This window comes from Peribacillus sp. BM1, assembly GCF_056679975.1.
This window is the reverse complement of sequence record NZ_CM155259.1, coordinates 407609-431660: the sequence shown is the minus strand read 5'-3', so window position 1 is coordinate 431660 and position 24052 is coordinate 407609. Positions and strand designations below refer to the sequence as shown.

Below are 24052 nucleotides of genomic sequence, written 5' to 3'. Positions count from 1 at the left end.
TATCATCGTTTTTGAAGATTTTCAAAACAAAGAAGGGTCTGACCTCGTACTCTAAATCAGTAAGTAGTGTTTCATACACGTCTCTTATACTGTATTTAGTTGTATCGGGGTCTGACCCTTTTCTTATGATACCGCATCTTCTATTCTATGCCACTTAGCTTTAATAGCCCTCTTGCAATACACTTAATTTCCTAAAAATGTTATCCGAACTTACCATTTAAGGTCTTTTATTAAACATTCTTTTAATGCTACGGGAAGTACAGTACCTATCTACTTTGTGACGTGTACATAATGGAGTTCTAATAGATTCATAACGTACTTCTTTCCTCGTCATTTGGTGGGGGACAACAAAGGATACGATCTCTTTGGCAAAACTAATTCTGATTCTTACTTTATTGCATATAGTGTATATAGCAGCCTTGGTCAAACGAGGGGGAGAGCTATGGAAGTTATTGTGAGAAAGGGAGATTCCCTTTGGGGCTATAGTCAGTTATTCGGTGTGAACGTCCAATTAATTGTTGATTCAAATCCAGATGTGAATCCGAGCCAACTTACGATTGGGCAGAGGATTAAGATACCAGGATATGTTACGGTTGATTATCGTGTTGTTGCTGGTGATTCATTGTGGTCGATTGCAAATCGGCGGCATATCTCGGTTGAATCCATTAAGCTTGTGAATGCAAATATAAATCCGAATGCCTTGCAAATCGGCCAGATGATACTTGTTCCATTACGAATTACTTGGCGGCTTGTGCAGGGGAAACAAAATTATGACTATGAAACAATGAAAAGAGATCTGACAAGGCTGCAGAATGTGTATCCTTTCATACAGATGCCTTCGATTGGAAATTCGGTGCTGGGAAATGAAATTCCTGAAGTGTTAGTTGGGAGTGGGAATAAGCGGGTTCACTACAATGGAGCATTTCACGCAAATGAGTGGATTACGACACCTGTTATTATGACGTTTCTTAATGACTATTTACTGTCTTTGACAAACAACGCAGCGATTCGTGGGCTTCATACATTCCCGCTTTATCAGGAAACGATGTTGTCGATCGTGCCAATGGTGAATCCCGATGGAGTGAATCTTGTTTTGAAAGGACCACCATCCATTGAACCATATCAAACGAAAGTAGTTGAATATAATAACGGCAATACTGATTTTAAAAGTTGGAAAGCGAATATAAACGGAGTCGACTTGAATGATCAATTTCCGGCAGAGTGGGAAAAAGAAAAAGCACGGCGCAGGGATCGTCCTGGACCACGAGACTATCCGGGCGAAAGTCCACTATCAGAGCAAGAAGCAATCGCGATGGCTGCTTTGACAAAGAAGCGGGACTTTCAAAGAGTCCTTGCTTTTCATACACAAGGTAAAGTCATTTATTGGGGATTTGAGAATTTAGAACCGCCTGAATCGGAAACCATCGTGAAAGAATTTAGCAGAGTAAGCGGCTACGAACCAGTTCAAACCATTGATAGTTATGCAGGCTTCAAGGATTGGTTTATTCAAGATTGGCGTAGACCGGGATTTACCGTAGAGCTTGGCATGGGGATCAACCCGCTACCACTATCACAGTTCGATGAAATTTATGAAGATACACTTGGGATTTTGCTCGCTGGTTTGTATATGTAGAAGTAGGAGGGGGGCTTATAAGGGTCTGACCTCGCACTCTAAAACAGTATGAAGTGTTTTATACACTTATCTTATACTGTATTTAGTTGTTGCGGGGTCGGACCCTTTGCTTTGGGGAAACGCTCCTGTTTTGCGTTTTCAGAAAGAAGCTAATAAAAAGATGAAAGTTTTTCTTGGTCTAGTCTATCCGACTTTGACTATTCAGCTTATAAAGTAGTTGAATAACTAGTTTCACTCGCTATTTGCTGTAATTCATAGATAATAGTCCGAACCGGTTGTTCAATTTTTAAAGAGGATAGTGAAAAAGGGGGAAAAGGATGGTATTTAAAATGACATATGATCAAAGGAATTTAGCTAATATTAACAAACTAGCAAACAACACAAAAAAAGCCGGCTTACAATGGTACCAGTACTGTAGTGAACAGGAAATTGACCTGTTAATTTATGAAACGACAAGAACATTGGAAGATCAAGCAAGGAACTATCGATCAGGCGCTTCACAAACAATGCGATCCTATCATCTGGTAGGGCAAGCGCTGGACTTCGTACCAGTTAAAGACCGTAAGACCATCTGGAATGGATTTGGCTCGCCAAAAATTAAAAAGGCCATCGCAAAGGCGAAGCAACTAGGGTTTACGTGGGGTGGAGATTGGACGACACTTGTCGATAAGGTCCATCTGCAATATGAATATAGAGGATACGGCACAGATCCTTTTGGCAGTGGGCAAGAAGCAGCCACTGTACCAAGTCCAATAAATGTAGGAAGCAAAACAATTATGAACATACAAGTAACAGTAAATAGTCGGTACGGAACTGGACTGAAAGTGGATGGGAAATTTGGGCCTGCCACAAAAAAGGCCCTAATAAAAGGCTTCCAAACAGAATTAAACAAACAATATAAGGCTGGGCTTGTTGTTGACGGAATTTGGGGACCAAAAACAACAGCCGGCGTTCGAGTTGTTAAGAAAGGGACAAGAGGCAATATCACGTATATTCTTCAAGCCACACTCTACTTCAGAGGTTTTGATCCGCGAGGCATAGACGGTATTTTTGGAACAAACACGGAAATGTCCGTAAAGAGCTACCAAAGATCGAAAAACCTTACACAAGATGGAATGCCAGGGCGTAACACATGGACCAAGTTATTTGCATAATATTTGCTAGCAAAGAGGTTATCTAAAAAAGGATCTAACCCTTTCGTTACGTTAAAGCCTCTTTTCTAGTTTAAAGAATGGATATCTCGGAAAGCAGTTCTAACTGAAGTGGGCCTCCCCCTGATATTGTGATCATATTGGAGAATACGCATCAAACCGAAATCATTCATTAAAAAAACGCTTGAATTCCTTTCCAGTTTAGGCTAAAGGAACACAAATTCAATCATACGGCGGTATTCGATATATGAAAAAAAGTAATATTGAACTATACCTTGACTACTTTACACACAGAAATTCCTTCGTATCATCCTTCGCCAGATCACTCGGTATCAAGTCCTTCATATAATCAAGCATGTCTGTCACCATAGATTAAGCCCAAAAAGCCAGGATTCAGGTGACTATAGAAAAACATATAATAAAATATTATAATAGGAAAAAAACGTAAAAAGGCTATCTAGAATGAATAAATAGTAATGGGAAGGAACGGTATTTTTTTGTGATAAAGATCTTGATCATTAGTTTTATTGTTATTGTGTTACTTGTTCTTGTTTATTCAGTGCTACCGACGCTACTTATTCGGATCTGCAACTTGGGAATAATAAAGACAGTCCAAAGGGAAAATAGGATAGCTCTAACGTTTGATGACGGGCCTAATCCTCAATATACGCCTCTTTTATTAGATGTATTAAAAAGCTATGGTGTAAAGGCAACCTTTTTTGTAGTGGGCAGCAAGGTGAAAAGAAACCCTGAAATCATCAAACGAATGCATGAAGAAGGTCATGCAATTGGGATCCATCATTACGATCATATTTCAAGCTGGTTGATGTCCCCATTTAAATTAAAGGACCAGCTCATGAGAACGGAAAAAGCAATAAATGAATGCACACATGAGAAGGTTACTTTTTATCGGCCACCTTGGGGGCATTTTAATCTGTTTACATTATGGGTAAGTAAGAAGTATAAGGTCATCATGTGGTCGAATATTTTTGGTGATTGGAAGGTAGAGACGTGTAAACAAGAATTACTCGATCAATTACGAAACACGACGGCAGGAGGCTCTATTCTCCTGCTTCATGACTGTGGCGAAACATTTGGTGCGGATCAAGAAGCACCGCACTATATGCTCGAAAACTTAGAAATTTATCTTAAGGAAATGACAGAAAAGGGAAGGCGTTTTATCACACTAAGCGAATTATAAGTAGATGAGGGTTATATGAATATTGATACGATGTTACATTATATAGATTTATACGGATATTTGATTATTTTTCTGTTTTTATTTTTGGGAATTGTAGGGATTCCTGCTCCCGAAGAATCATTGCTATTTTTAATTGGCGTTCTGATTGTTCACCATAAGCTTAGTTTTGGTTGGGCTGTAGTAAGTTCCATTTCTGGTGCGTTTATTGGCATGCTTACAGCGTATGTATGTGGCAAATACATTGGTCTCCCATTTATCAATAAATACGGCAAGTACGTGGGGATAACCAACGAACGACTAGGGAGAGCGAGTAGTAAATTTACGAAAAATGGATACAAAACAATCTTGTTTGGATTTTATCTTCCGGGTTTACGTCAAATAAATCCGTATTTTGCGGGTATTTCCCATATACGTTTTGGCGGATATCTTTTATTTTCGCTGATCGGCTCGATTCTCTGGACCGTTCCATTCATCGTTGCTGGGTATTATATTGGTGGTACTTTTCCGATTAATCCTGCCTATGTGCCCTATTTAGGCGTTTTGTTCTTAGCTCTTTTTCTATTATATGTTTCATTTAACTTTGTTAAAAAGAAGCTAAAATCCAGAAATAGGTAGTCGATCCAACGAATAAATACCCTACTAGTATCATTAAAAATTCATTTTAGCATGCCCTAAAAAATGATACATTGTAAGAGGAGAATGTCCTAAAAAATGTAGATCGTCTTTTTATGGTAAATGTATAATAGGATGGATTGTTTATGAAATTAGGAGATGACATATATGAAAAAAATCTTGTTTTTACCTCTCTTACGAATGCAGTCTGGACACCACCAAGTGGCCGACGCGTTAATGGATATGTTAAAAATGCGGACAACTGGGGTTGTTCTTAAAAAAATAGATTTGTTGAGTTATACAAACGAATCGTTAGAGAGAATGATTTCCAATGGCTATCTAAATTGGATTCGGTATGCGCCTGAAACGTATAATCTTGCTTATAAGAATTTTTTCTATGTATCCCCTACAAAAATACATACCTTTAAATGGTATCAACATATATTCTTAAACAAAATGAAGCGATTGTTATCAGAGGAAAAGCCTGATTTAATTGTGTGTACACATGGTTTCCCTTCTTATTTACTAAGTCAGTTAAAAAGAAAAGGGAAATGTAACATCCCAACTATTAACGTGTACACTGACTTTTTTATCAATAATATATGGGGGAAGGAGGGCATTGATGTTCATTTTCTTCCTAGTCAAGAAGTGAAAGAATCCATGATAAGGAAGCATCAAATTCCGAGTCAAAAAATGATTGTTACGGGTATTCCGGTACATGAAGAAATTATGACGACCGCTTGTATCCCGAAAAGCGTAAGTCGACCAAAGATCCTAATATCTGGGGGCAATAGCGGCCTTGGAGGGATATTAAAGCTATCTGAAGAGTTAAAGAAATCGAAAGGACTCGACTTCTGTGTGCTTTGCGGCAATAATCGAAAGCTGTATGACGAAATCATTACCTGGAATTTAGATCATATTAAACCATTACCTTATTTATCATCAAGATCAGAAATGAACAAGTTGTATGAAGAGGTAGATGCAATCGTTACGAAACCTGGTGGTGTCACCATTAGTGAAGCATTAAGAAAAAGACTGCCAATTTTTGTCCATTCGATGCTTCCAGGTCAAGAGGAAATCAATCTACGCTATTTAAAAGACTCGTCGCTTGTATTCGAACTTGATCATAAACAATCATTTGAAACGCAACTGTTTAGTAGTTTCAATGATCATGAAAAAATGGAACGTTGGAATTTGGCTGTTGATTCGTATCATTTGGGACTAGAGCTGACAAGTGCGGAGTATATGGTGGAAGTTATGCAAGGGTTCCTTGACCTTAAATTGGAAGTAGGTACACATGCTTAATAGGTTTAAAAATCATGAATGAACATCTGGAAAGAAAGAGGACGCAATCGTGGGTAGGCTACCGTTGTTGTTACTCGTGCTAGAAGAATTGGGGATTTCGCTCCCAGGTAAAATCTGTTTGAGTACAGGATTTCTTTCCTATACAAACAAGATAAATAGGCTGCCTTTAGCAGCCTATTTATTACTATGAATTAATGAGTATGATACTCTCCTGGATTATGTCCATACATGGGGTTTTGCATATGTGGATAGCCGTGATGATCCCATTCGCTGTTTCCGTGATGATGGCCGTCGTGATTGTAATGATGTCCTTGATTCCAATTATGCTGAGGGTACCAATGTGGTTGGTGATGCATTTGTTGATAAGGATTCCACTGTTGATGATGTTGCCAAGGTTGATAAGGGTTCCATTGATTTCCATAATGATGTCCGGGAAATTGTACATATTGAATTTGAGGGTATACCATCTCTCCACCTTCTCTTTCTTAGAATTCCATACATGATATGTGCGGATGTGGAAATGGAGTATGTCTAACTGGCAATTGTGCTGGGAACATCGTCGGCTTTGATGAAGATGACAACTGTGCATCGCTCATATCGATTTCACGAATCCGAAGGAAATGAAAATTTCTCATGTTGAAAGCTATTCAAAAGATCATTCAGAAGCCTCGCCAGTATTATATGAAAATGGAAAGTTCCGTATGGATGTAGGACCCATTGAGTTTAAAGATGAGGTGGCTTATGATATCTATTTTGGACAAATGCCATGAGTTGATCCAATAGAAGAATTATGAACAAAAGGACATAAATCATTCACACGAAATTTTATTAAACAATATGATCAAGTTAAGGTATATCTCCCCTCTTAACACAATATGATGAACTATCAATAGATGGAATGAGGGGAAAAAATTGAAAAATAGCGAGAATAACTTGATTACAAGAGACAAGCTGGCTCAATTCATTGAGCTAAGTCGCAAGAAAAAGGAAATTGAAACTCAATTAGATGATTTAAAAGATGACTTTAATCAACACTTTGATCAATCGGTTGGAAAACTTGTTAAAGGTGATCTGATGATAAGTGATTACAAAGTGCAAAGACAAATAAGAACAACAGAAAAGTTTGATCAAGAAGTTACAGTTCATAGATTAGAAGAGTTGAATTTAACAGATCTTATTCAGAAAAAACCGGATGAGGGGAAGATAAAATCTGCCATGCATCTACGTTTATTGAGTGAAGAGGATTTAGCAGGCTGCATAAGCAAAAGTTTTTCGCAGGCTATTTATGTGAAACAGGTAGATTCAAAATAAGAATGGCTTTGGGGACACTAGTGAACTATTTTTAATGATAAAGTGTGTAGAGTTACGGATAGCCCCTTTTGGACTACGTCTGTTTACGAGATATTAAGTTACACTATTCACTTTTGAAAAATCAGAAATCACAGTCGAATAAAAAGGGGCTAAATGTAACGTAGGTATCGAAAATGATGCTTCTTTTTTCTGTTTATCCCGGTTTAACAGGCTGTAAAACCCCCACCTCAATTTTTGTGAGAGAATCAAGAAGTAAATAGGTGGGGGATAAACAGCCTGTAAATCCCCGATTGGTTCAACTAACCATCAGTGGGGGATGAAAAAAACCCCCACTGATGGAAGTTTCACTTTATCAGCCAGATCCCATCGAACTACTATAGGAACAGATTATTAGTCAGATCTTTATCATCTAACAGAGAGAATCCAGACGGAATCTTAGTATAGATGAATCTAGCAACAGTTCTTTTCGATGATCACAATAAGCGAGATTCAAAGTATTTACAAACACATACTCGTTGCCTTGCTAAACCTTTAATTAGCATGATAAACTACTAAATGTACCGAATGGTAGGTACACGAATATATCATCAGTCAATAAGCCTTATTAATTTTTCTAAAGGACCGTAAGTGTGTGTTCAAAATGGAAGATAAAAAGAGCAGAGAGGTTCTGCGAGCGATCGCCTTGAGACCTTTCGCATATATAATAATACGTGAGAACCGGAGAGACAGGGTTTTGATGCAATTCGCAAGTTTTTTTACCGGACTTTTTGAGCAAACTCTGTAAGTAAAGAAAGAAAAAATTGTATAATAAGATAGATGAACTCATAGGAGGAGAAAACATGAAACAAATCAAAACTGAGCAAGAATATCGTGAACAAATCAAACAAGATGAAGTAACGGTTGGCGTGTTTACGACAACTTGGTGCCCAGACTGCAAACGTTTAGATATGTTCATTGATGAAATTACAGATGAGCATCAAGACAAACAATGGTTTACAATTGACCGCGACGAGTTCCCAGAAATTTCAGAGGAACAAAGTGTAATGGGAATCCCTTCACTGTTAGTCTTTAAAAATGGCGAAAAGCTGTCTCATTTGCACAGTGCTAACGCCAAAACGCCAGACGCAGTTAGAGAATTTTTAAACAATTTATAAGAAGCTTTCTTTTGGGACATGGGGTCCTTTCTTTCCGAAGAACCTCATTTCTTGGGAATCTTTCTATGAAGTAATAATAGTGAAAAGCGAAGTGGGATATTTTCCACTTCGTTTTTTGTGTGCCAGCATGTGTGCAGTCTATAGGGTGGAGGAAAAAATAAAAGTGGGAAATCGCTTTCTATTTGTTTGTTTAATAAACAAATTAAAGATATAATAAAGTGTAATATTTCAATAGTCAGTCAAATAATAGAAAACGTTTTCGCTTGGTTAGTAAGAAAATTGCGTGGTAAAGATTACTTGTTATATCCAATGAATTATGATTTTTGTTTAAAAGACTAGGTTAGGTAAGTTAAATAAAAGGAAAATTTAAGACGGAATTTTTACTAGTAAAGCAAACTTATTGAACAGTGGCTTATTGTAGAGTTTGACTGATTGATTTAAGGTTTTCTTTTTTGAATAGAGTAAGTAAAGGGGTGCATCATATGAATGATCAACAGTTTGTTATGAAAATCCTTCAACAAATTGGGGGAGAAAAAAATGTGTCAAGTCTTGTCACCAGTGCAACAGAGCTCATAATTGAGGTGAAAGATAAGACAAAAGCAAATCAACTTGCCTTGGAAAATACGGATGGAGTTATTAGTGTAGAAGAAAGAAACGGACATTTTTTAGTAAAAGTAGAGGGCACTGTTGAAAATCTATATAAGGAGATCAACAAATTGGGTGATTTTAATTCAGATGACGAAAAGGAGTCTGTGATGAATAAGATTTTAGAAATAATCGGGGGAAGCTTCGGACCCATATTGGGCGTGCTTGCTGGTGCAGGGTTGTTATCAGCATTATTAGCTGTGCTCACTATGCTAGGGTGGGTGTCTACTGAAAGCGGTACCTATGCCATTCTCTCTTCAGCTGGACATGCGGTTTTTTATTTCCTTCCTATTTTTCTTGGAATTACGCTAGCAATTAAACTTGGCGCCAATGCCTATGTCGGTGGTACTATTGGGGCGGCACTTTTGGAGCCGCATTTTACTGATTTAATAGGTAAAGCAGAACATGTAGATTTTATTGGAATCCCTGTAGTGTTAATGAACTATTCCTCTACTGTTTTTCCAATCTTCATTGCTGTTTCTATTTATGCAGTATTAGAAAAATTCTTAAAAAAGGTTATTTACAAAGACATTCAAATGTTTATCAATCCGTTGATCTCATTAGTTATTATTGTTCCATTAACGGTGCTTGTTTTCGGCCCTTTTGGTATGTTTGTCGGAGAGGGTATTGGGGCAGTTATCGAGTTTCTAAGTTCGAAAAGTGGACTTTTAACAGGAGCAGTATTAGGGGCCGTTTGGACCTTCCTTACTCTTTTGGGTCTTCATTGGGCGGTTATTCCTATTGCTATCGCAAATCTTGTGAATGGTCCTGATCCGATTATTGGAATGGCTGCTGCCGCACCTTTTGCCCAAATTGGGATGGCAATTGGGGTGTTAGTAAAAGCAAAAGATAAGAAATTGAAAACGCTCGCTGGTTCAGCAATCTTGCCTGGTGCATTGGCAGGTACTACAGAAATAATCAATTATGGAATCCTCTTACGTTATAAACGAACGATGGTTTATGTAGCAGTGGCAGGAGCTGTTGGAGGAGCTATTAATGGTGCTCTTGGCGCAAAAATGTCTGTTTTTGCCCTTCCAAGTTTATTGTCCATTCCGGCATTTACACCGATCGGAATTTATGTAATCGGTATTATGGCTGCTTTAGTTTTAGGATTCATTTTTACGTATATTTTTGGATTTGAAGATAAACACAAAAAAGTTTCTACTAAGTCCATATTCGAAACAGATTTAATTAGTGTAAAAAAAGAAACGATTATCAGCCCGTTAAGTGGGGCAATTGTTCCTTTAAGCATGTTTAATGATCCACTTTTTTCAACTGAAACAGTAGGGAAAGGAATTGCGATTGAGCCGGAAATAGGAGAGGTAGTTTCGCCGGCAGATGGGTTTGTTTCTACATTGTTTCCAACAGAGCATGCGGTTGGAATCACGTCAGAAGATGGAGCAGAAATTTTAATTTTCATCGGCATTGACACAGTCAATTTGAAAGGTCAATATTTTACATCACATGTCAGACTCGGAGATAAAGTGAAGCATGGTGATCTGTTGATTGAGTTTGACATAGAAAAAATAAAAGCTGAAGGATATCAACTAACGACTCCTGTTGTCATAACTAATACGAGTCAATATCTTGATGTGACCCATACAAACAGCGCGACTGTTCGGGCTAATGAAGACTTACTAACTGTAATTGTGTAATTTATATGGGGAAGCCAATAAATTAGAGATCAACCCATTTAAGAAACTATTTAGGGGTTCACCTATTTAAAATATGTTATTCTTTTTCGCGATATGACCTTCATATATGGAGTATATAGTAAGGCTATCTGTTTGAAATCAAGGTATATTTCTTCCTTCTATTCTCATACTAAAGACAAGAAGGAGGGGTATCCATGGCAAAACGAACAAAGAAAAATGATGCAGATCAAAAGAACAAACAAGGATTTGATTCAAGCAAAACCGATTCAGAGTTCTCTCAAGAATTTGGCAGTGCAAACGCTAATCAAGCACATAAAAATAAAGCGAAAAAAGAAAAGGCATCCAAAAACCAAGGTGAGTGGAAAGGCATGCATTGATTTATATTTGCCAGACCCGATACATGATATAAAAATGCCTTCACTTTATGTAAAGGAGACTGATCAAAATGACTCAATCTAAACGACAAGAAGAACGACAATGGAGAGAGCGAAAACAATCGCAAAATCCACATGGCAAAGTCAATTCTTTTGAGCAATTAGCTGAAGGTACGAGAAAAAGTGAATCTGAAAACAAGTAAATTTACTTAAGCAAAGAAGAGGCTGTCCCATGGCGAAAGGGTTAGACCTCACATCTACTATATATCGTTTAAGATGCGAACATGATTCATTAAACGGTGTATAGTGTGTGAGGCAGACCTTGTTGGGACATCCTCTTTTTATCGTTACAATCTTAAATATAAAAGGCCACAATCATCGAGGGTGACGATTATGACCTTTTTAGCATTTGCATATACGCAGTAATCTAAGGCATTTCGTCCTCTTTTACCCGATTTTTAAAGGCTTCATGTGTAACAATATCTTCAACTTGCTCAAACTGTGGACTGTGCTCCTTCTCCTCACTCAAGCTATTTGCAGGGAAGTTTCCAGGATGTCCTTTTTCTTTGTGGTTAAAATGTTTACCGCGACTCATACTTATTCACTCCTTTCAATACTGACTTCTTTAGTTTGCATCATCTCAAAAAAAGTATGCCAGAATAACTTATCGCAACTTGAATAAATAGTGTTTCAAAGGAAGATGCCTGTCTAATGAATGAAACCGCTAACAAATATTCGCGCAAATTTAATTATTTAGAATATTGTATTTTTTTATTGTTTGATTTATACTATAGCAAGATATTAAATACACGGAAGGGTTCTGGTTATTATGAAAACTTTAGAACGAATCAGTCAATTTGTGGGGAAAACCTTTGCTATTTGGGTGCTTATATTTGCCGCAATTGCCTTTTTAGCACCATCTGGATTTACATGGATTGCACCTTACATTACGATCTTATTAGGAATTATCATGTTTGGCATGGGGTTAACTCTTTCTGGTAACGACTTTAAAGAAGTTTTTAAAAGGCCGAAAGATGTTTTTATCGGCGTAATGGGCCAATTTATCATCATGCCGGGTCTTGCTTTTGCTTTAGCAAAAGGTTTGCAGCTACCACCGGAAATTGCGGTGGGTGTAATATTGGTCGGTTGCTGCCCAGGGGGCACTTCTTCAAACGTTATGACATATCTCGGAAAAGGAGATGTCGCATTATCAGTTGCAGTTACATCGGTTACAACTGTTCTTGCACCAATCGTAACACCAGCTCTTATTTTATTACTTGCCAGCCAATGGGTACCAGTAGATCCAAGCGGACTATTTCTTTCAATTGTTAAAATTGTCATACTTCCAATCGTGCTAGGTTTAATTGTGAAAAAATTATTTAATAAACAAGCACAAGCGAGTGCTAAAGCACTACCTCTCATATCTGTTATTGCAATCGTCGCTATTGTGACAGCCGTTGTATCTGTTAGCCAGCAACAAATTGCCAAAACTGGATTAGCCATTTTCGCTGTTGTTATTCTTCATAACTTACTTGGTTACTTGCTAGGGTACTTGTTCGGTAAACTCTTTAAAATGAATTTATCTAAGAAAAAAGCCATTGCAATCGAAGTGGGTATGCAAAATTCTGGCTTAGGTGCTGCGATCGCAACTGCGCACTTTTCACCAATAGCAGCTGTACCAAGTGCCATCTTTAGCGTCTGGCATAACATCTCCGGACCGATTCTGGCTACGATTTTCAGCCGTATGAAAGAGACTAAAGTAGGAGAAGTAGAAGAAACGATTATTAGTAAATAGAAATGGAATGAACGTATGGAACCTTCAGCAATATGTTGAAGGTCTTTGTTTTGTAAAAGGTAATCAGCCAATCTAAGAGTTAGCGGTTAAAAAAAGTTATGTACACAGATCCCTTCATTCAAATAGAAGGAATAAAATGGCACATCAAAGGAATATACATTATTATGTCGTAAAAAGTGCAGGAATTTGATGCATTATGTCGAATGATTTTAGTATCAGGAAACTTAAAATTTAACAATAGGATGTGGTAGTCAATAATATGGAATCGTCATCGGAACAATTGAAGACTAAAAAAGTATTACTCCAATATTTAGAAGAACATCAATCATTGTTTTTAAATGAATGGAACGAGACCATGATCGTTAATGAAATTGACCCATACGAAGAAAAGATTAAAGAAAATGGGTACGAGATGTTTTCCTTGGTCATGAATACAATTAAAGGGTCATTGTCCGAAGAAGTGCTTAGGAAATTGGCTTACAAGATTGCAACTGAACGCCTTGAAGCAAATATTAATATTGGAGACTTTCTGTACAATATTAATTTAGGGAGAAATATCATGGTCAGAAGTATTTTTGGAGCAAATCTTCCTATCCATGATACTCAATTTTTCATTGGGGCCATCAACAAACACTTTGATACATTCAGCTATCATGCCGTGACAAGATATACAAATTTAAAAAATGATGTGATAGACGAAAAAGATACTTTTATAAGCGAAAATCACAAAGATAAATTAGCGGTCTTGGGACAAATATCATCTAGTTTTGTTCATGAATTCAGAAATCCCTTAACGGCTGTGATGGGGTTTAATAAACTCCTGAAAAAGGAGAACCCCAATCTTAAATATTTAGATATTATAGATTATGAACTAAATCAGTTGAATTTTAGAATTACGCAATTCCTCCACACCTCTAGAGCTGATTTTAACGAGGAACAAAGAGAGCAGATCTCCGTTATGGAATTAATCGAAGAAATCCAACAACTAACTTATGCGAGTATAATCGATGTTAACATAAATGTAGAGATCGTATTTTTTCCGGACTTGTATGTAACGGCGAGCAGGAATGGGTTAAAACAAGTTTTTCTAAACCTTTTTATGAATTCTATTGATGCATTAAAGAATAAAGAACAGCCGAGAAAACTGATTGTACACGCCTTCACTGAGCGGAATGAATTGGTGATAAGCATATCAAATAACGGACCTGCCATTGCTAGTGAAATCACAGAATCAATTTTCGAGCCTTTTTTCACAACGAAAGAATTAGGAACAGGAATCGGACTTTACGTTTGTAAGAAAATTATAGAAAGTAATGATGGTTATATGAAATGTATGTCTAATGGTAATTTAACAACATTCAGCATACATTTTCCCGATAGTAAAATGATGGATGACTAAGTGTTCAAAGGAATATAACAGTGGAAAAGGAGGTTTCGTAATAAGATGCTCCTGCTATGCACATATAGAACAATAGTGTCCGTCCAAAATGGTTCAGGGGAGATTAGGGCCTGAAACAAAATAATCGTACATATTCAAATGGTTGTAGCTTCTACAAGTAGGTGGAACTAATTATTTGAAAAATGATTGTAAAAGAAAAATAAGCAAAGAATAGGGATTTGTCATGATGTTTATAGGCATAATCACTTACTAGTTTGTATTATTTCCGATTAAACTTATATGTAAAGTTTAAATGATTTTGCCGAATTCCGTTTGAAAAATGAATCTCTTTGCTTACATGGCTCACAGAGGAATATGGATAAGGAAGGGATTGCCGATGTTCTTTATCGCAGATTAACGGGCAGTAAAACCCCCACTTCAAGGTTATGAGTCGAAACGAGAAAACCTAGGTGGGGGATACCTGCCCGTAAAGGCCCGATTAGTGAGATACAGTGAAACTTACCTTTGTGATCTTCAAAGGTTTAGTTGAACCAATCGGGTTCGTACTGTAGATTGATCGAAGCGCATGCTGCGATCTTAGCGACAGTAGAACGGGACTAACAATCAGTAGGGGATGAAGAAAACCCCCACTGATTGAAGTTTCACTTTATGTTTCTATCCATAACTTTGCCAAGGTATGGTTTCCTTCAGAAATAAATAGAAAATAATACTCCGAATAAATGTTAAAAAACTATGAGTAGAATGAGTAATCATGTGAAATGATTTGCTTTTGTTTACATTACCTGTTATGATAAAGAAGAATTATTTTTGTTCGGTGAAAAGGATTGTATAAGTTCAACTTTTCGTCTTAATGATCACTTTGGGCAGGGATAGTAATACATTGTGTGTTTTTCACACTAGGAGGCAACAAAAATGGAACAAGGTACAGTTAAATGGTTTAATGCAGAAAAAGGTTTTGGATTTATCGAGCGTGAAAATGGAGACGACGTATTCGTACACTTCTCTGCTATTCAAAGTGAAGGCTTCAAATCATTAGACGAAGGTCAAAAAGTAACTTTTGAAGTAGAACAAGGTCAACGTGGACCCCAAGCTACAAACGTTCAAAAAGCTTAATATTGACAATATATAAACCAGACTCTTTAATTAGAGTCTGGTTTTTTTATTTTATCCCGAATTTGGGCCGTAGTTGTGTTCGGTCATTATTGCATTCATCTACCTACAGGAATTCTTAAATTTACAACGGATTTGGATAGGGTCTATACATATTTCCTATTCATATTCTAAGAATAGAGATATTTAATATGGCACAATGTCCTTGCATGATACATATAAATACAGTGAAAATGATTATATGGAAGGGGTAACATTATGAATAAGGAATTGTTTACTCATATGATTGGTAAAGTGCTCAGGGTAGATAGAGGTGGGCCGGAATCTCGGATAGGAATATTATTAGGCATTACAGATGACCATTTAGCGATATTAACAGAGCAAGAAGGAGTTGTATACTATAAAACAGATCATATCAAGAGTATTACAGAAAATGTGAAAAAAGGATTAGAATTTAATCTAGAGGTCCCCGAAGGTTTGTCATATAAAACTGCTCCTACATTTAAAAGTTTACTAGGCGATCTGAAGTCTCAATGGGTGAACATTAACCGTGGCGGACCTGAGAGGCTTGAAGGTGTACTTTTTGATATTAATGATGAATTCGTTACGCTAATTTTTAACGAAGAAGTTATTCGCTTGGCAATGTTTCATATCCGTAGTATTAGTTATGGGGTAAAAGTAGAAAAACAAAAGAAAGAGGAAGAAAAGTCAGGGAATAATAAAGATAATAAATCAGATGAAAAGTCAGGGAATAATAAAGATAATAAATCGGATGAAAAGTCAGGAAAGAATAAGGATAATAAATCGGATGAAAAGTCGAAAAAAAGTAAGGATAATAAATCAGAGAAAAAATAGTATACAAAAAACAGTCGCTTCTGGTATAGAAGCGACGTTCGTGTATAAGGACGATTCTAATGTGATAAAACGGAATTTTCCATTGTAATTTATTCACTGAAACTGATGCAAATTAAAAAAACAACTAGCCAATGCTAATTAATTAAAAACAAATAAAGGTAAAGAAACAACTAAATAAAGAGTCAGTTACCCAAGTTCAATTAAATGAAGAACAAGAATTTTTATATAGGGTAGTAGAAAGAACGAACTAAGTAGAAATAATCCATCGGACCTTAGAAGTTTTGTACATAAAAAGTTGAAGAGAGAAAAAGAAAATCTAAGTATCAAAGGGGAAATCCATCATATATTTAAAAAGGAGTTTCAGTTTCAAATTGGGAGGATGAAGAATGAGTATACCAGTTTTAAAGTGGCTTATAGCAGTATTATTATTTGTGGCATTGATCGTAGCGTTTATTTTTGGACCAGCTAATGCATCAGCATCTATCAATTATGGCGATGAAGTTGCGGCTGTAGCAGAGAATTATGTGGGAAGTCCATATAAATATGGTGGGACAACTCCCAAAGGATTTGATGCAAGCGGGTTTACTCAGTATGTTTATAAAGATGCAGCGACAGAGATGAAGATTCCGAGAACAAGTGCTGAACAATATAAGACTGGGGAATCTATTAAGCAAGAACACTTAAAAACAGGTGATTTGGTATTCTATGCTACAGGAGAAAAAGGAAAAATCTCTTTTGTTGGCATCTATAATGGTGATGGTGCATTTATCGGGAGCGCTACAAAAGGTGTAAAGATTGTTAAAATGAGCGATGAATACTGGAAGGGTCGATATATGGGGGCTAAACGGATTATTAAGTAAAGTTCGATATATGGATATATATTCATATATAGTGGGGCAACAAGTCAAGTTAGTTGTAATGAATGGAGTAGTTGACTTTCAGACTTTTCATAATGAATGATCATATATCAACAACCATTTACCTTATATTAGGTGTTAAATTAGGGAGTGATAACGAGTATTCTTCTAGAGGTTGTTCAAAAAGTCCGGTAAAAATAGTTGTCAAATTACATCAATGCTCTATCTCTCTGCTCTCTCGAATTCCTGCATACGCGAAAGGTTAGGGTATGAGCCCTGCAAACTTCTCAGCTCTTTTTATCCTCCTTTTTGAAGATACACTTTATACAGAAAGATTTTTCTCTGAGCCAATTAAACCTTCACGCCAGTAAAAGAAAGTGAAAAAGATATGAGAAAAAATCAGAGGATAAATCGTACAGGAAGGGCAGAAAAATGTAGAATTATAAGGTAATTTATTTGTTTATCACCGTATTTATAGCCGGTATAATGAAAACTGTTGATACAATTATGATAACCTAATAACCACAAATGGTTGGGTTTGGAAAATCCCAACTGAAAGGTGTAAAGTTTCGTATTAGGTAGAGTAGGTCGTATGGACGGAAGAGACTGTGAAATGAAATCCTACACCGAGAATAACTATCGAAAAATTTAGACGGAATTATTTTTAATAGATTGAAAATATAGGAGATTTGACATATAGTATTCTTAATAAAGAATTTATTTTCTTAAATAAGAACAATGGTCAATCGGAGAAAATAATAATGGGATTATAAGTAGGGTTAATGAATAAAAACTATGCTTTGATTATCTGGATACAGCACTAGGGGATGGGAAAGTTAAATAACTTGGAGAAAGATATAGATCAAGAATGGCTTTTATTAATGCTAGATGCAAAAAAATAGGCTTATCTATTCAGGAAGTCCGTAAATTCATTACAAAAAAACTATAACATAATTCTCAAGAAGAAAAGCTGGAATCAATATAATAGTACTTTTTTTACATAGAGGGAAGTGATAGAAGTTGGAAGAAAGGAATGGAAAGAATATCAGTCCGTCTACCCAGGCATTGAGATATCAGCAGCAATGGATATACGAATCAGCCCAAAAGAGTAATCTAAAAGAGTCTGAAATTCAGGAAACCCTGCTACAAACTTTAAACAGGATTGAAACAAAGCTCGATATATTACTTATGCAACGACATAAGTAGTGGATGAAAGATTTCTGCTTACCGGTGTTTTTGTTTATTTGGTAATTTCTTATGAAATAATGTTCATTCTTTATAGTGAAACTTTGAAAAATAATTATTCGGAACATTGTGAAAAAAGTTGACAGATTATAGAGAAAATGATAATTTTTAAAAAAAGGGATATTTCTTTATAATGAACATTTAAATGGATGAATTAATATAAGAATAAATTAATTTTTGGCAGATTTAATATGGATAATTTGCTTTTTTTATTGTTTGTATGTTCTTTATATAGAACTTAAAATGTGTAGTATGGATTGGAATTATAGAAAGTTAAATAACAAGATGTATGTCAAAGGAACTATCTAAAGTTAATAATAAGATGAACGATGTCATGATGTTCTTTAATAAGAGCTAAAATGAGGTCTAATCAGCGATTGTCGAGGAAATAAAGAAGGGGCACGTCAATTGGGCAGAATCTGATGTGCCATTATTTAGGATTGATGAGACCCATTTCAACAGTGATCCATCCACATTGTCTCCATTAACTTGCAGCTTACATAACGGGAGGAAAAAATGAGTGCAATAACCGGAATTTTTCATATTAATGACGAGCCTATATCGATTGAGCACGGCAGGGGATTAATGAAGGCTTTACAAAAATATCCGGCTGACGATGTTCAAACATGGTACAAAGAGAATATCTTCCTCGGCTGCCACGCACAATGGATTACACCGGAGTCAGTTGGTGAGCAACTACCATTCTACGATTATGAAAGACAGTTGGCCATTACAGCTGATGCCATTATTGATAATCGTGAAGAATTATTTGAGAGATTACAAGTCGAGAGAGAAGACCGAAAAAAGATCACGGATAGCCAGTTGATTTTACTCGCTTACCATAAATGGGGGGAAGAGTCACCGAAGTTTTTGGTGGGAGACTATGCCTTTATGATTTGGGATGAAAGAGAACAGAAATTATTTGGGGCGAGGGATCCTTCGGGCTACCGCACACTTTATTACTATCGAGATCATCAACGATTTACTTTTTGTACGACTATAGAACCATTATTAACCTTACCTTATGTTGAAAAACAACTAAATGAAGATTGGCTTGCTGAATTTCTGGCTATCTCTGGAATGATGGATACGGTAGATGCTTCGATGACGCCTTATAGAAATATAGAGCAAGTTCCTCCGTTTCATACCATCATGATATTTAGGGATAAAATAAAGCTTACAAGATATGGCACTTTTACTTCAGGTGAGCGATTAAAACTAAAGTCAAATGAAGAGTATGTAGAAGCATTTCAGGATGTCTTTCAAAAATCCGTGACCTCTAGGTTACGTACGTACCGTAATGTGGGTTCGCAGTTAAGCGGAGGTTTGGATTCAGGTGCAGTTGTGGGTTTTGCTGCAAAAGCAATGCGTGAGGAAAATAAAATATTACATACATTTAGTTATATTCCTCCAAGTGATTTTGTAGATTTTACACCTAAACAATTAATCCCTGATGAGAGACCATTCATAAAATCAACGGTAGAGTATGTTGGGGGAATCTCGGACCATTACTGCGATTTTGAGGGGAGGAGCTCCTATTCGGAAATCGACGATTTTCTTGAAGTGATGGAAATGCCATATAAATTTTTAGAGAACTCTTTCTGGTTAAAGGGAATGTTTGAGAAAGCTCATGAGGAAGGAATTGGGGTATTACTAAACGGTGATAAAGGGAATTTCACTATATCCTGGGGATCTGCCCTAGATTATTACGCAACCCTTTTAAAGAAGCTAAAGTGGTTGCGACTCTTTCAAGAGTTAAATCAATATAGTAAGAATGTAGGCGGAGCTAGATTACGTAATTTGCCAATTATTTCAAGGATAGGATTTCCACTTATTAATCGAATGTTTCCACTAGGGACACCAGATAAGCCGCTTATATTAATTAATCCAGAACTTGCAAAGAGAACGAATGTTTCTGAAAAACTTAAAGAGTATGGTATAGATCAAACAGGATCGATTTCCGCATCTAATTTATATGAGCAAAGAAGAATACTCTTTGAGGATATTTTTCCTTGGAATTCAGGTAATACATGCGACTCTAAGCTATCCTTACGTTACTCATTGTGGAAACGTGATCCAACAAATGACTTACGTGTGGTCCGGTTTTGTTTATCTGTACCGGAAGAGCATTATGTGCATAATGGATTAGATCGGGCCCTTATTCGAAAATCTACAGAAAAATTCATCCCTGACAAAGTTAGGTTAAACCAACGTAGTCGGGGAATTCAAGGTGCTGATTGGGTTCATCGAATGATTCCATATTGGGATACATTTATAGATGAGGTTAAGCAACTTAGTACAGATAAAAGACTTTTAGAGTTTATAGATGGTCAAGTAATAAGGTCAGCTATAGTTAAGGCTGAGGAAGGAGCTAGGCCAGAAGATATCTTTGATCCAGACTATAGGATCTTAATGCGTAGTTTAATTGTATACCGTTTTATTAAAAAATTTGCTTGAAAGGAGGTGATAACATGAGAAAAGCGTGGCAAAAACCTGTATTAGAAGTACTTAATGTGAATATGACAATGGCTGGTATTAATGGGAAAAAATTCGACGGAAATTATGAGGATGGAAGGGATATTCCCACAGACGGCGACGGAAATGAATTAATTCATAAAAGTTAATTGAGAATTAACAGAGAAAGATCATAGTTATCTAGTAATTTGATTTGTCGATCATTCGAACTGCTTGGATTTCGTAAATATGGAAGCTATGTAGACTGTAGTATTTAGGCTTACATCTAAAAGCCCTTATACATGAAATATGATATAAGGGCTTTTTACTTAACAAGGAAATTTGGAGTGAAAAGTATGTTAAATGTTGAGGATAAAGTGGTATATAAGGCCTTTGGCTTATCAATAACTAGTGAAATTCCTCTGCCTGAATTATCTCTGATGGGTAACGTGGTGGATTCAATAGAAATAAAAATAGAAATAAAAATAGGAGACCTATCAAAGCTATGGTCTGAATTATCAACTAATCAAAATACATTTGTAATTAACGGAAATCTAATCATGTTTCAAGTCCCTAATATTGCAACGTTCGCTATTACAGAAGGAAGAAGAATAACTATTTCACCTATGAATGAGTATGAAGAAGATGTGGTTCGACTGTATATTCTTGGAAGTTGCATGGGTGCTATATTGATGCAAAGGAAAATATTTCCGTTGCATGGCAGTGCAGTTGCTATTAATGGAAAAGCTTATGCCTTTATAGGAGATTCTGGTGCGGGGAAGTCGACGCTGGCCTCAGCCTTCTTAAACAGAGGATTTCACCTTCTAACCGATGATGTAATCGCTGTATCTTTATCCCAAGATAATATTCCATTTGTCACGCCATCATATCCGCAACAAAAGCTATGGCAGGAAAGTCTCCAAGAATTTGGAATGGACACGGGTGGTTATCATCCTATTTATCAACGTGAAACAAAGTTTGCTATTCCAGTCTCTACTCAATTCTTGTCAGAACCGTTACCTCTTGCGGGTGTATTTGAATTAGTAAAAGTTGAAAATGAACATATGGAAATATTGCGGATTGAGAACCTTGCTCGTTTACAAACTCTATTCTTCCATACATACAGAAATTCTTTAATTTCAAAGTTGGGGTTACTTGATTGGCATTTTACGAACTCTACAAGGATCATTAGCCAAATTGATATGTATCAAATAAGAAGACCAACTACTTGTTTTACAGCGAATCAATTGGTTTCTCTCATTTTAAACACTATATTTAAGGAGGAAAGATAAATGTTAAATACAGAAGGGGTTTCTTTGGATAGCTTAATCGTACAAAATCAAGGGAACGTTGTAAGTAATATGGATGGAGAAAAAGTGATGATGAGCATACAAAAAGGAAAATACTACAATTTAGGGGTTGTAGGTGGTGTAATTTGGGATGGGATTAAGTCTCCTATCTCAGTGAAAGAGCTTATTAATTCTTTAGTGTCAGAATACGCTGTTGAGTATAATGAATGCCGAGACCAAGTAATTCCTTTTCTGGAACTTTTATATCACGAAGGTTTGATTGAAGTCGAAGTAGAGGTTTAAGAATAAAAGCCATTTACTACCAGTAGGGAAGGATTTATGTATAGTGGATAAGCTAATGACTTTTTTTTCATACGATAGGCAAACCAAATTTTTATTCTTTGAAGCTTTTGTTCTATTGGGCTGGGCGCGTGTACTTAAAAGTATGCCCTTTTCAAAGATTGCCCCTTCTTTAGGTATGCAAATGAATGAAACATCCTTAAGTTTAAATGAAAATAATAGAAAAATAATAAAGCATGTATCAAACGCGATAAATGTTATGAGCCGTTATACGTTTTGGGAAAGCATGTGTCTTGTTAAGGCAATTGCGGCAATGAAGATGTTGGAAAGACGCCAAATTGAAAGTACTATTTATTTTGGAACGGCTAAAGATGAGAATGGAAAAATGATAGCCCATGCATGGCTTCGAAGTGGTCCCTTCTATATTACAGGATTTGAAGGTATGGATAAGTTCACCGTTGTTAGTAAATTTGCAAAAGAAATTAGTAATTAAAGTATTAAAGGAGACAACCATGGATAACAATTTCCGTCTCAATTTGGACCAAATTCCTAAAGAATTAAAATTAATTCTTGAAATCACTAAGATAGAGAATGTCAATAGCTTACCTGAATTAAGGGAAATGTTTCATGATATTGATTGGGAGCTATTTCTGGACCTAGTCATGCATCATCGTCTTTATCCATTATTATACGGTAAATTAAAAATGATAGATGAAGGTTTGATTCCCACATATGTAATTCAAAACTTGGGTCACGCATTTAAAAGGAATACCTTCCAAATGCTCCATTTAAGCGGTGAATTGGAACAAATATGTAAAACATTTAACGGAAATGAGATACGACTTCTTGCTTTAAAAGGTCCGGTACTCGCGGCAGACCTTTATGGAGATTTATCTCTTCGTACATGTGGGGATTTAGATGTTCTTGTTCCGATTTATGAGTTGGAGAAAGTGGATAAACTTCTTCAGAAGATAGGATATGAGAAAGATGATTATATTCAAACGGTATTGAATGACTGGAGATGGAGGCATCATCACGTCACATACTACCATCCTCAAAAGAGGGTAAAACTAGAAATTCATTGGAGATTGAATCCTTTTCCTGGGAAGGAACCAAGTTTTGATGAATTGTGGGAGCGAAAGAGAATAAGTTCGTTAACAAATTATCCTATTTTTTATTTAGGGAGAGAGGACTTATTTTTATTTCTTGTTTCTCACGGTGCACGACATGGGTGGGCTCGTTTACGTTGGTTAGTAGATGTACATCAAATGGTTAAACAAAAGATTGAATGGATATATCTTATAAAACTACTGAAAAAATACCAGTACCTCCATGTAGGAGGACAGGCGGTTGTTTTAGCTGCAGAATTCTTAAGTACCTCTATTAATAAAGAAATGAAGAAATTAATTCAGGGAAGAATTCCAAAGAGGTTAGCTCAATCTGCCATTTTTTATTTGGAAAAGATGGTGAATTTACATACTAATCCTGTACCTGAAGATGTGGCTGCATACCATAAGAGACATTTGTTTTTATTAATGTCAAAGAGACAAAAGTTTTTGTTTGTCATGAGTTTCTTGTATCCCTATCCCGAGGATGCGGAAACGTTCCCCCTACCTAAACATCTTCACTTATTATATTTTCCATTACGTCCTTTTTTATGGGCATGGAGGAAAACAAGGAAACATGCCTTACCATAGGAGGAAGTAG

23 protein-coding genes and 1 pseudogene are annotated in these 24052 nt (G+C 36.3%); 22 read left to right on the top strand and 2 right to left on the bottom strand.

Annotated features, from left to right (window positions below; all coding sequences use genetic code 11):
- Positions 1-442: 442 nt before the first annotated feature.
- From AC1MGI_RS02195 to AC1MGI_RS02175, 5 genes are all read left to right on the top strand, one after another.
- Positions 443-1633: a M14 family zinc carboxypeptidase gene (locus tag AC1MGI_RS02195; protein WP_480348169.1), complete on the top strand. Its 1191-nt coding sequence runs from the start codon at positions 443-445 to the stop codon at positions 1631-1633.
- Positions 1634-1950: 317 nt separating this feature from the next.
- Complete coding sequence (locus tag AC1MGI_RS02190; RefSeq protein WP_480348167.1) at positions 1951-2787, top strand: peptidoglycan-binding protein; 837 nt, start codon at positions 1951-1953, stop codon at positions 2785-2787.
- Positions 2788-3283: 496 nt separating this feature from the next.
- Positions 3284-3985: a polysaccharide deacetylase family protein gene (locus AC1MGI_RS02185; protein ID WP_480348166.1), complete on the top strand. Its 702-nt coding sequence runs from the start codon at positions 3284-3286 to the stop codon at positions 3983-3985.
- Between the two features lie 15 nt (positions 3986-4000).
- Positions 4001-4600, top strand: a complete 600-nt coding sequence (locus tag AC1MGI_RS02180; protein WP_480348164.1) for a DedA family protein — start codon at positions 4001-4003, stop codon at positions 4598-4600.
- Positions 4601-4765: 165 nt separating this feature from the next.
- Entirely contained in the window at positions 4766-5902 is a 1137-nt protein-coding gene (locus tag AC1MGI_RS02175; RefSeq protein WP_480348162.1) for an MGDG synthase family glycosyltransferase, read from the top strand.
- Positions 5903-6093: 191 nt separating this feature from the next.
- Here AC1MGI_RS02175 and AC1MGI_RS02170 read toward each other — a convergent pair whose 3' ends face one another.
- Entirely contained in the window at positions 6094-6369 is a 276-nt protein-coding gene (locus tag AC1MGI_RS02170; RefSeq protein ID WP_480348160.1) for a hypothetical protein, read from the bottom strand.
- A gap of 114 nt (positions 6370-6483) precedes the next feature.
- Between AC1MGI_RS02170 and AC1MGI_RS02165 the strand changes: the two are divergent.
- The 6 genes and pseudogenes from AC1MGI_RS02165 to AC1MGI_RS02140 all read left to right on the top strand — a co-directional run.
- Positions 6484-6672 (top strand): annotated as a pseudogene (locus AC1MGI_RS02165) (TerD family protein); the annotation flags it as partial.
- A 142-nt stretch (positions 6673-6814) separates the two neighbouring features.
- Positions 6815-7213, top strand: a complete 399-nt coding sequence (locus AC1MGI_RS02160; RefSeq protein ID WP_480348158.1) for a hypothetical protein — start codon at positions 6815-6817, stop codon at positions 7211-7213.
- A gap of 839 nt (positions 7214-8052) precedes the next feature.
- On the top strand, positions 8053-8367 hold the full coding sequence (locus AC1MGI_RS02155; RefSeq protein WP_062185992.1) for a thioredoxin family protein: 315 nt from the start codon (positions 8053-8055) through the stop codon (positions 8365-8367).
- A gap of 482 nt (positions 8368-8849) precedes the next feature.
- On the top strand, positions 8850-10667 hold the full coding sequence (locus tag AC1MGI_RS02150) for a glucose PTS transporter subunit IIA (protein ID WP_480348156.1): 1818 nt from the start codon (positions 8850-8852) through the stop codon (positions 10665-10667).
- Between the two features lie 194 nt (positions 10668-10861).
- Positions 10862-11044, top strand: a complete 183-nt coding sequence (locus tag AC1MGI_RS02145; protein ID WP_056524041.1) for a hypothetical protein — start codon at positions 10862-10864, stop codon at positions 11042-11044.
- Positions 11045-11112: 68 nt separating this feature from the next.
- Entirely contained in the window at positions 11113-11244 is a 132-nt protein-coding gene (locus AC1MGI_RS02140) for a DUF6254 family protein (protein ID WP_480348154.1), read from the top strand.
- A 224-nt stretch (positions 11245-11468) separates the two neighbouring features.
- Here the strand turns inward: AC1MGI_RS02140 and AC1MGI_RS02135 are convergent, their stop codons facing one another.
- Positions 11469-11636 carry a hypothetical protein gene (locus tag AC1MGI_RS02135; protein WP_480348153.1) on the bottom strand — a complete coding sequence of 56 codons (168 nt, stop codon included), beginning with the start codon at positions 11634-11636 and terminating at the stop codon, positions 11469-11471.
- 234 nt (positions 11637-11870) lie between these two features.
- Between AC1MGI_RS02135 and AC1MGI_RS02130 the strand changes: the two genes are divergently transcribed.
- The 11 genes from AC1MGI_RS02130 (at position 11871) to AC1MGI_RS02080 (ending at position 24042) form a co-directional block, all read left to right on the top strand.
- Entirely contained in the window at positions 11871-12836 is a 966-nt protein-coding gene (locus tag AC1MGI_RS02130) for a bile acid:sodium symporter family protein (RefSeq protein ID WP_480348151.1), read from the top strand.
- Positions 12837-13095: 259 nt separating this feature from the next.
- Positions 13096-14235 carry a histidine kinase N-terminal domain-containing protein gene (locus AC1MGI_RS02125; protein ID WP_480348149.1) on the top strand — a complete coding sequence of 380 codons (1140 nt, stop codon included), beginning with the start codon at positions 13096-13098 and terminating at the stop codon, positions 14233-14235.
- A gap of 912 nt (positions 14236-15147) precedes the next feature.
- On the top strand, positions 15148-15348 hold the full coding sequence (locus AC1MGI_RS02120; RefSeq protein WP_028393766.1) for a cold-shock protein: 201 nt from the start codon (positions 15148-15150) through the stop codon (positions 15346-15348).
- 255 nt (positions 15349-15603) lie between these two features.
- Complete coding sequence (locus AC1MGI_RS02115) at positions 15604-16200, top strand: hypothetical protein (protein ID WP_480348147.1); 597 nt, start codon at positions 15604-15606, stop codon at positions 16198-16200.
- A 386-nt stretch (positions 16201-16586) separates the two neighbouring features.
- Positions 16587-17060 (top strand): C40 family peptidase, encoded by a 474-nt coding sequence (locus AC1MGI_RS02110; protein ID WP_480348145.1) that lies wholly within the window; start codon positions 16587-16589, stop codon positions 17058-17060.
- Between the two features lie 1758 nt (positions 17061-18818).
- Positions 18819-20759 (top strand): lasso peptide isopeptide bond-forming cyclase, encoded by a 1941-nt coding sequence (locus AC1MGI_RS02105; protein WP_480348143.1) that lies wholly within the window; start codon positions 18819-18821, stop codon positions 20757-20759.
- A 14-nt stretch (positions 20760-20773) separates the two neighbouring features.
- The gene (locus AC1MGI_RS02100; protein ID WP_480348141.1) at positions 20774-20926 is read left to right on the top strand and encodes a paeninodin family lasso peptide; all 153 of its coding nucleotides are present in this window, start codon (positions 20774-20776) and stop codon (positions 20924-20926) included.
- A gap of 186 nt (positions 20927-21112) precedes the next feature.
- Complete coding sequence (locus AC1MGI_RS02095) at positions 21113-22048, top strand: aldolase (RefSeq protein WP_480348139.1); 936 nt, start codon at positions 21113-21115, stop codon at positions 22046-22048.
- Positions 22049-22348 carry a lasso peptide biosynthesis PqqD family chaperone gene (locus AC1MGI_RS02090; protein WP_480348137.1) on the top strand — a complete coding sequence of 100 codons (300 nt, stop codon included), beginning with the start codon at positions 22049-22051 and terminating at the stop codon, positions 22346-22348.
- A gap of 55 nt (positions 22349-22403) precedes the next feature.
- Positions 22404-22838 (top strand): lasso peptide biosynthesis B2 protein, encoded by a 435-nt coding sequence (locus AC1MGI_RS02085; RefSeq protein ID WP_480349675.1) that lies wholly within the window; start codon positions 22404-22406, stop codon positions 22836-22838.
- 19 nt (positions 22839-22857) lie between these two features.
- Positions 22858-24042 carry a nucleotidyltransferase domain-containing protein gene (locus AC1MGI_RS02080; RefSeq protein ID WP_480348135.1) on the top strand — a complete coding sequence of 395 codons (1185 nt, stop codon included), beginning with the start codon at positions 22858-22860 and terminating at the stop codon, positions 24040-24042.
- Positions 24043-24052: the final 10 nt, after the last annotated feature.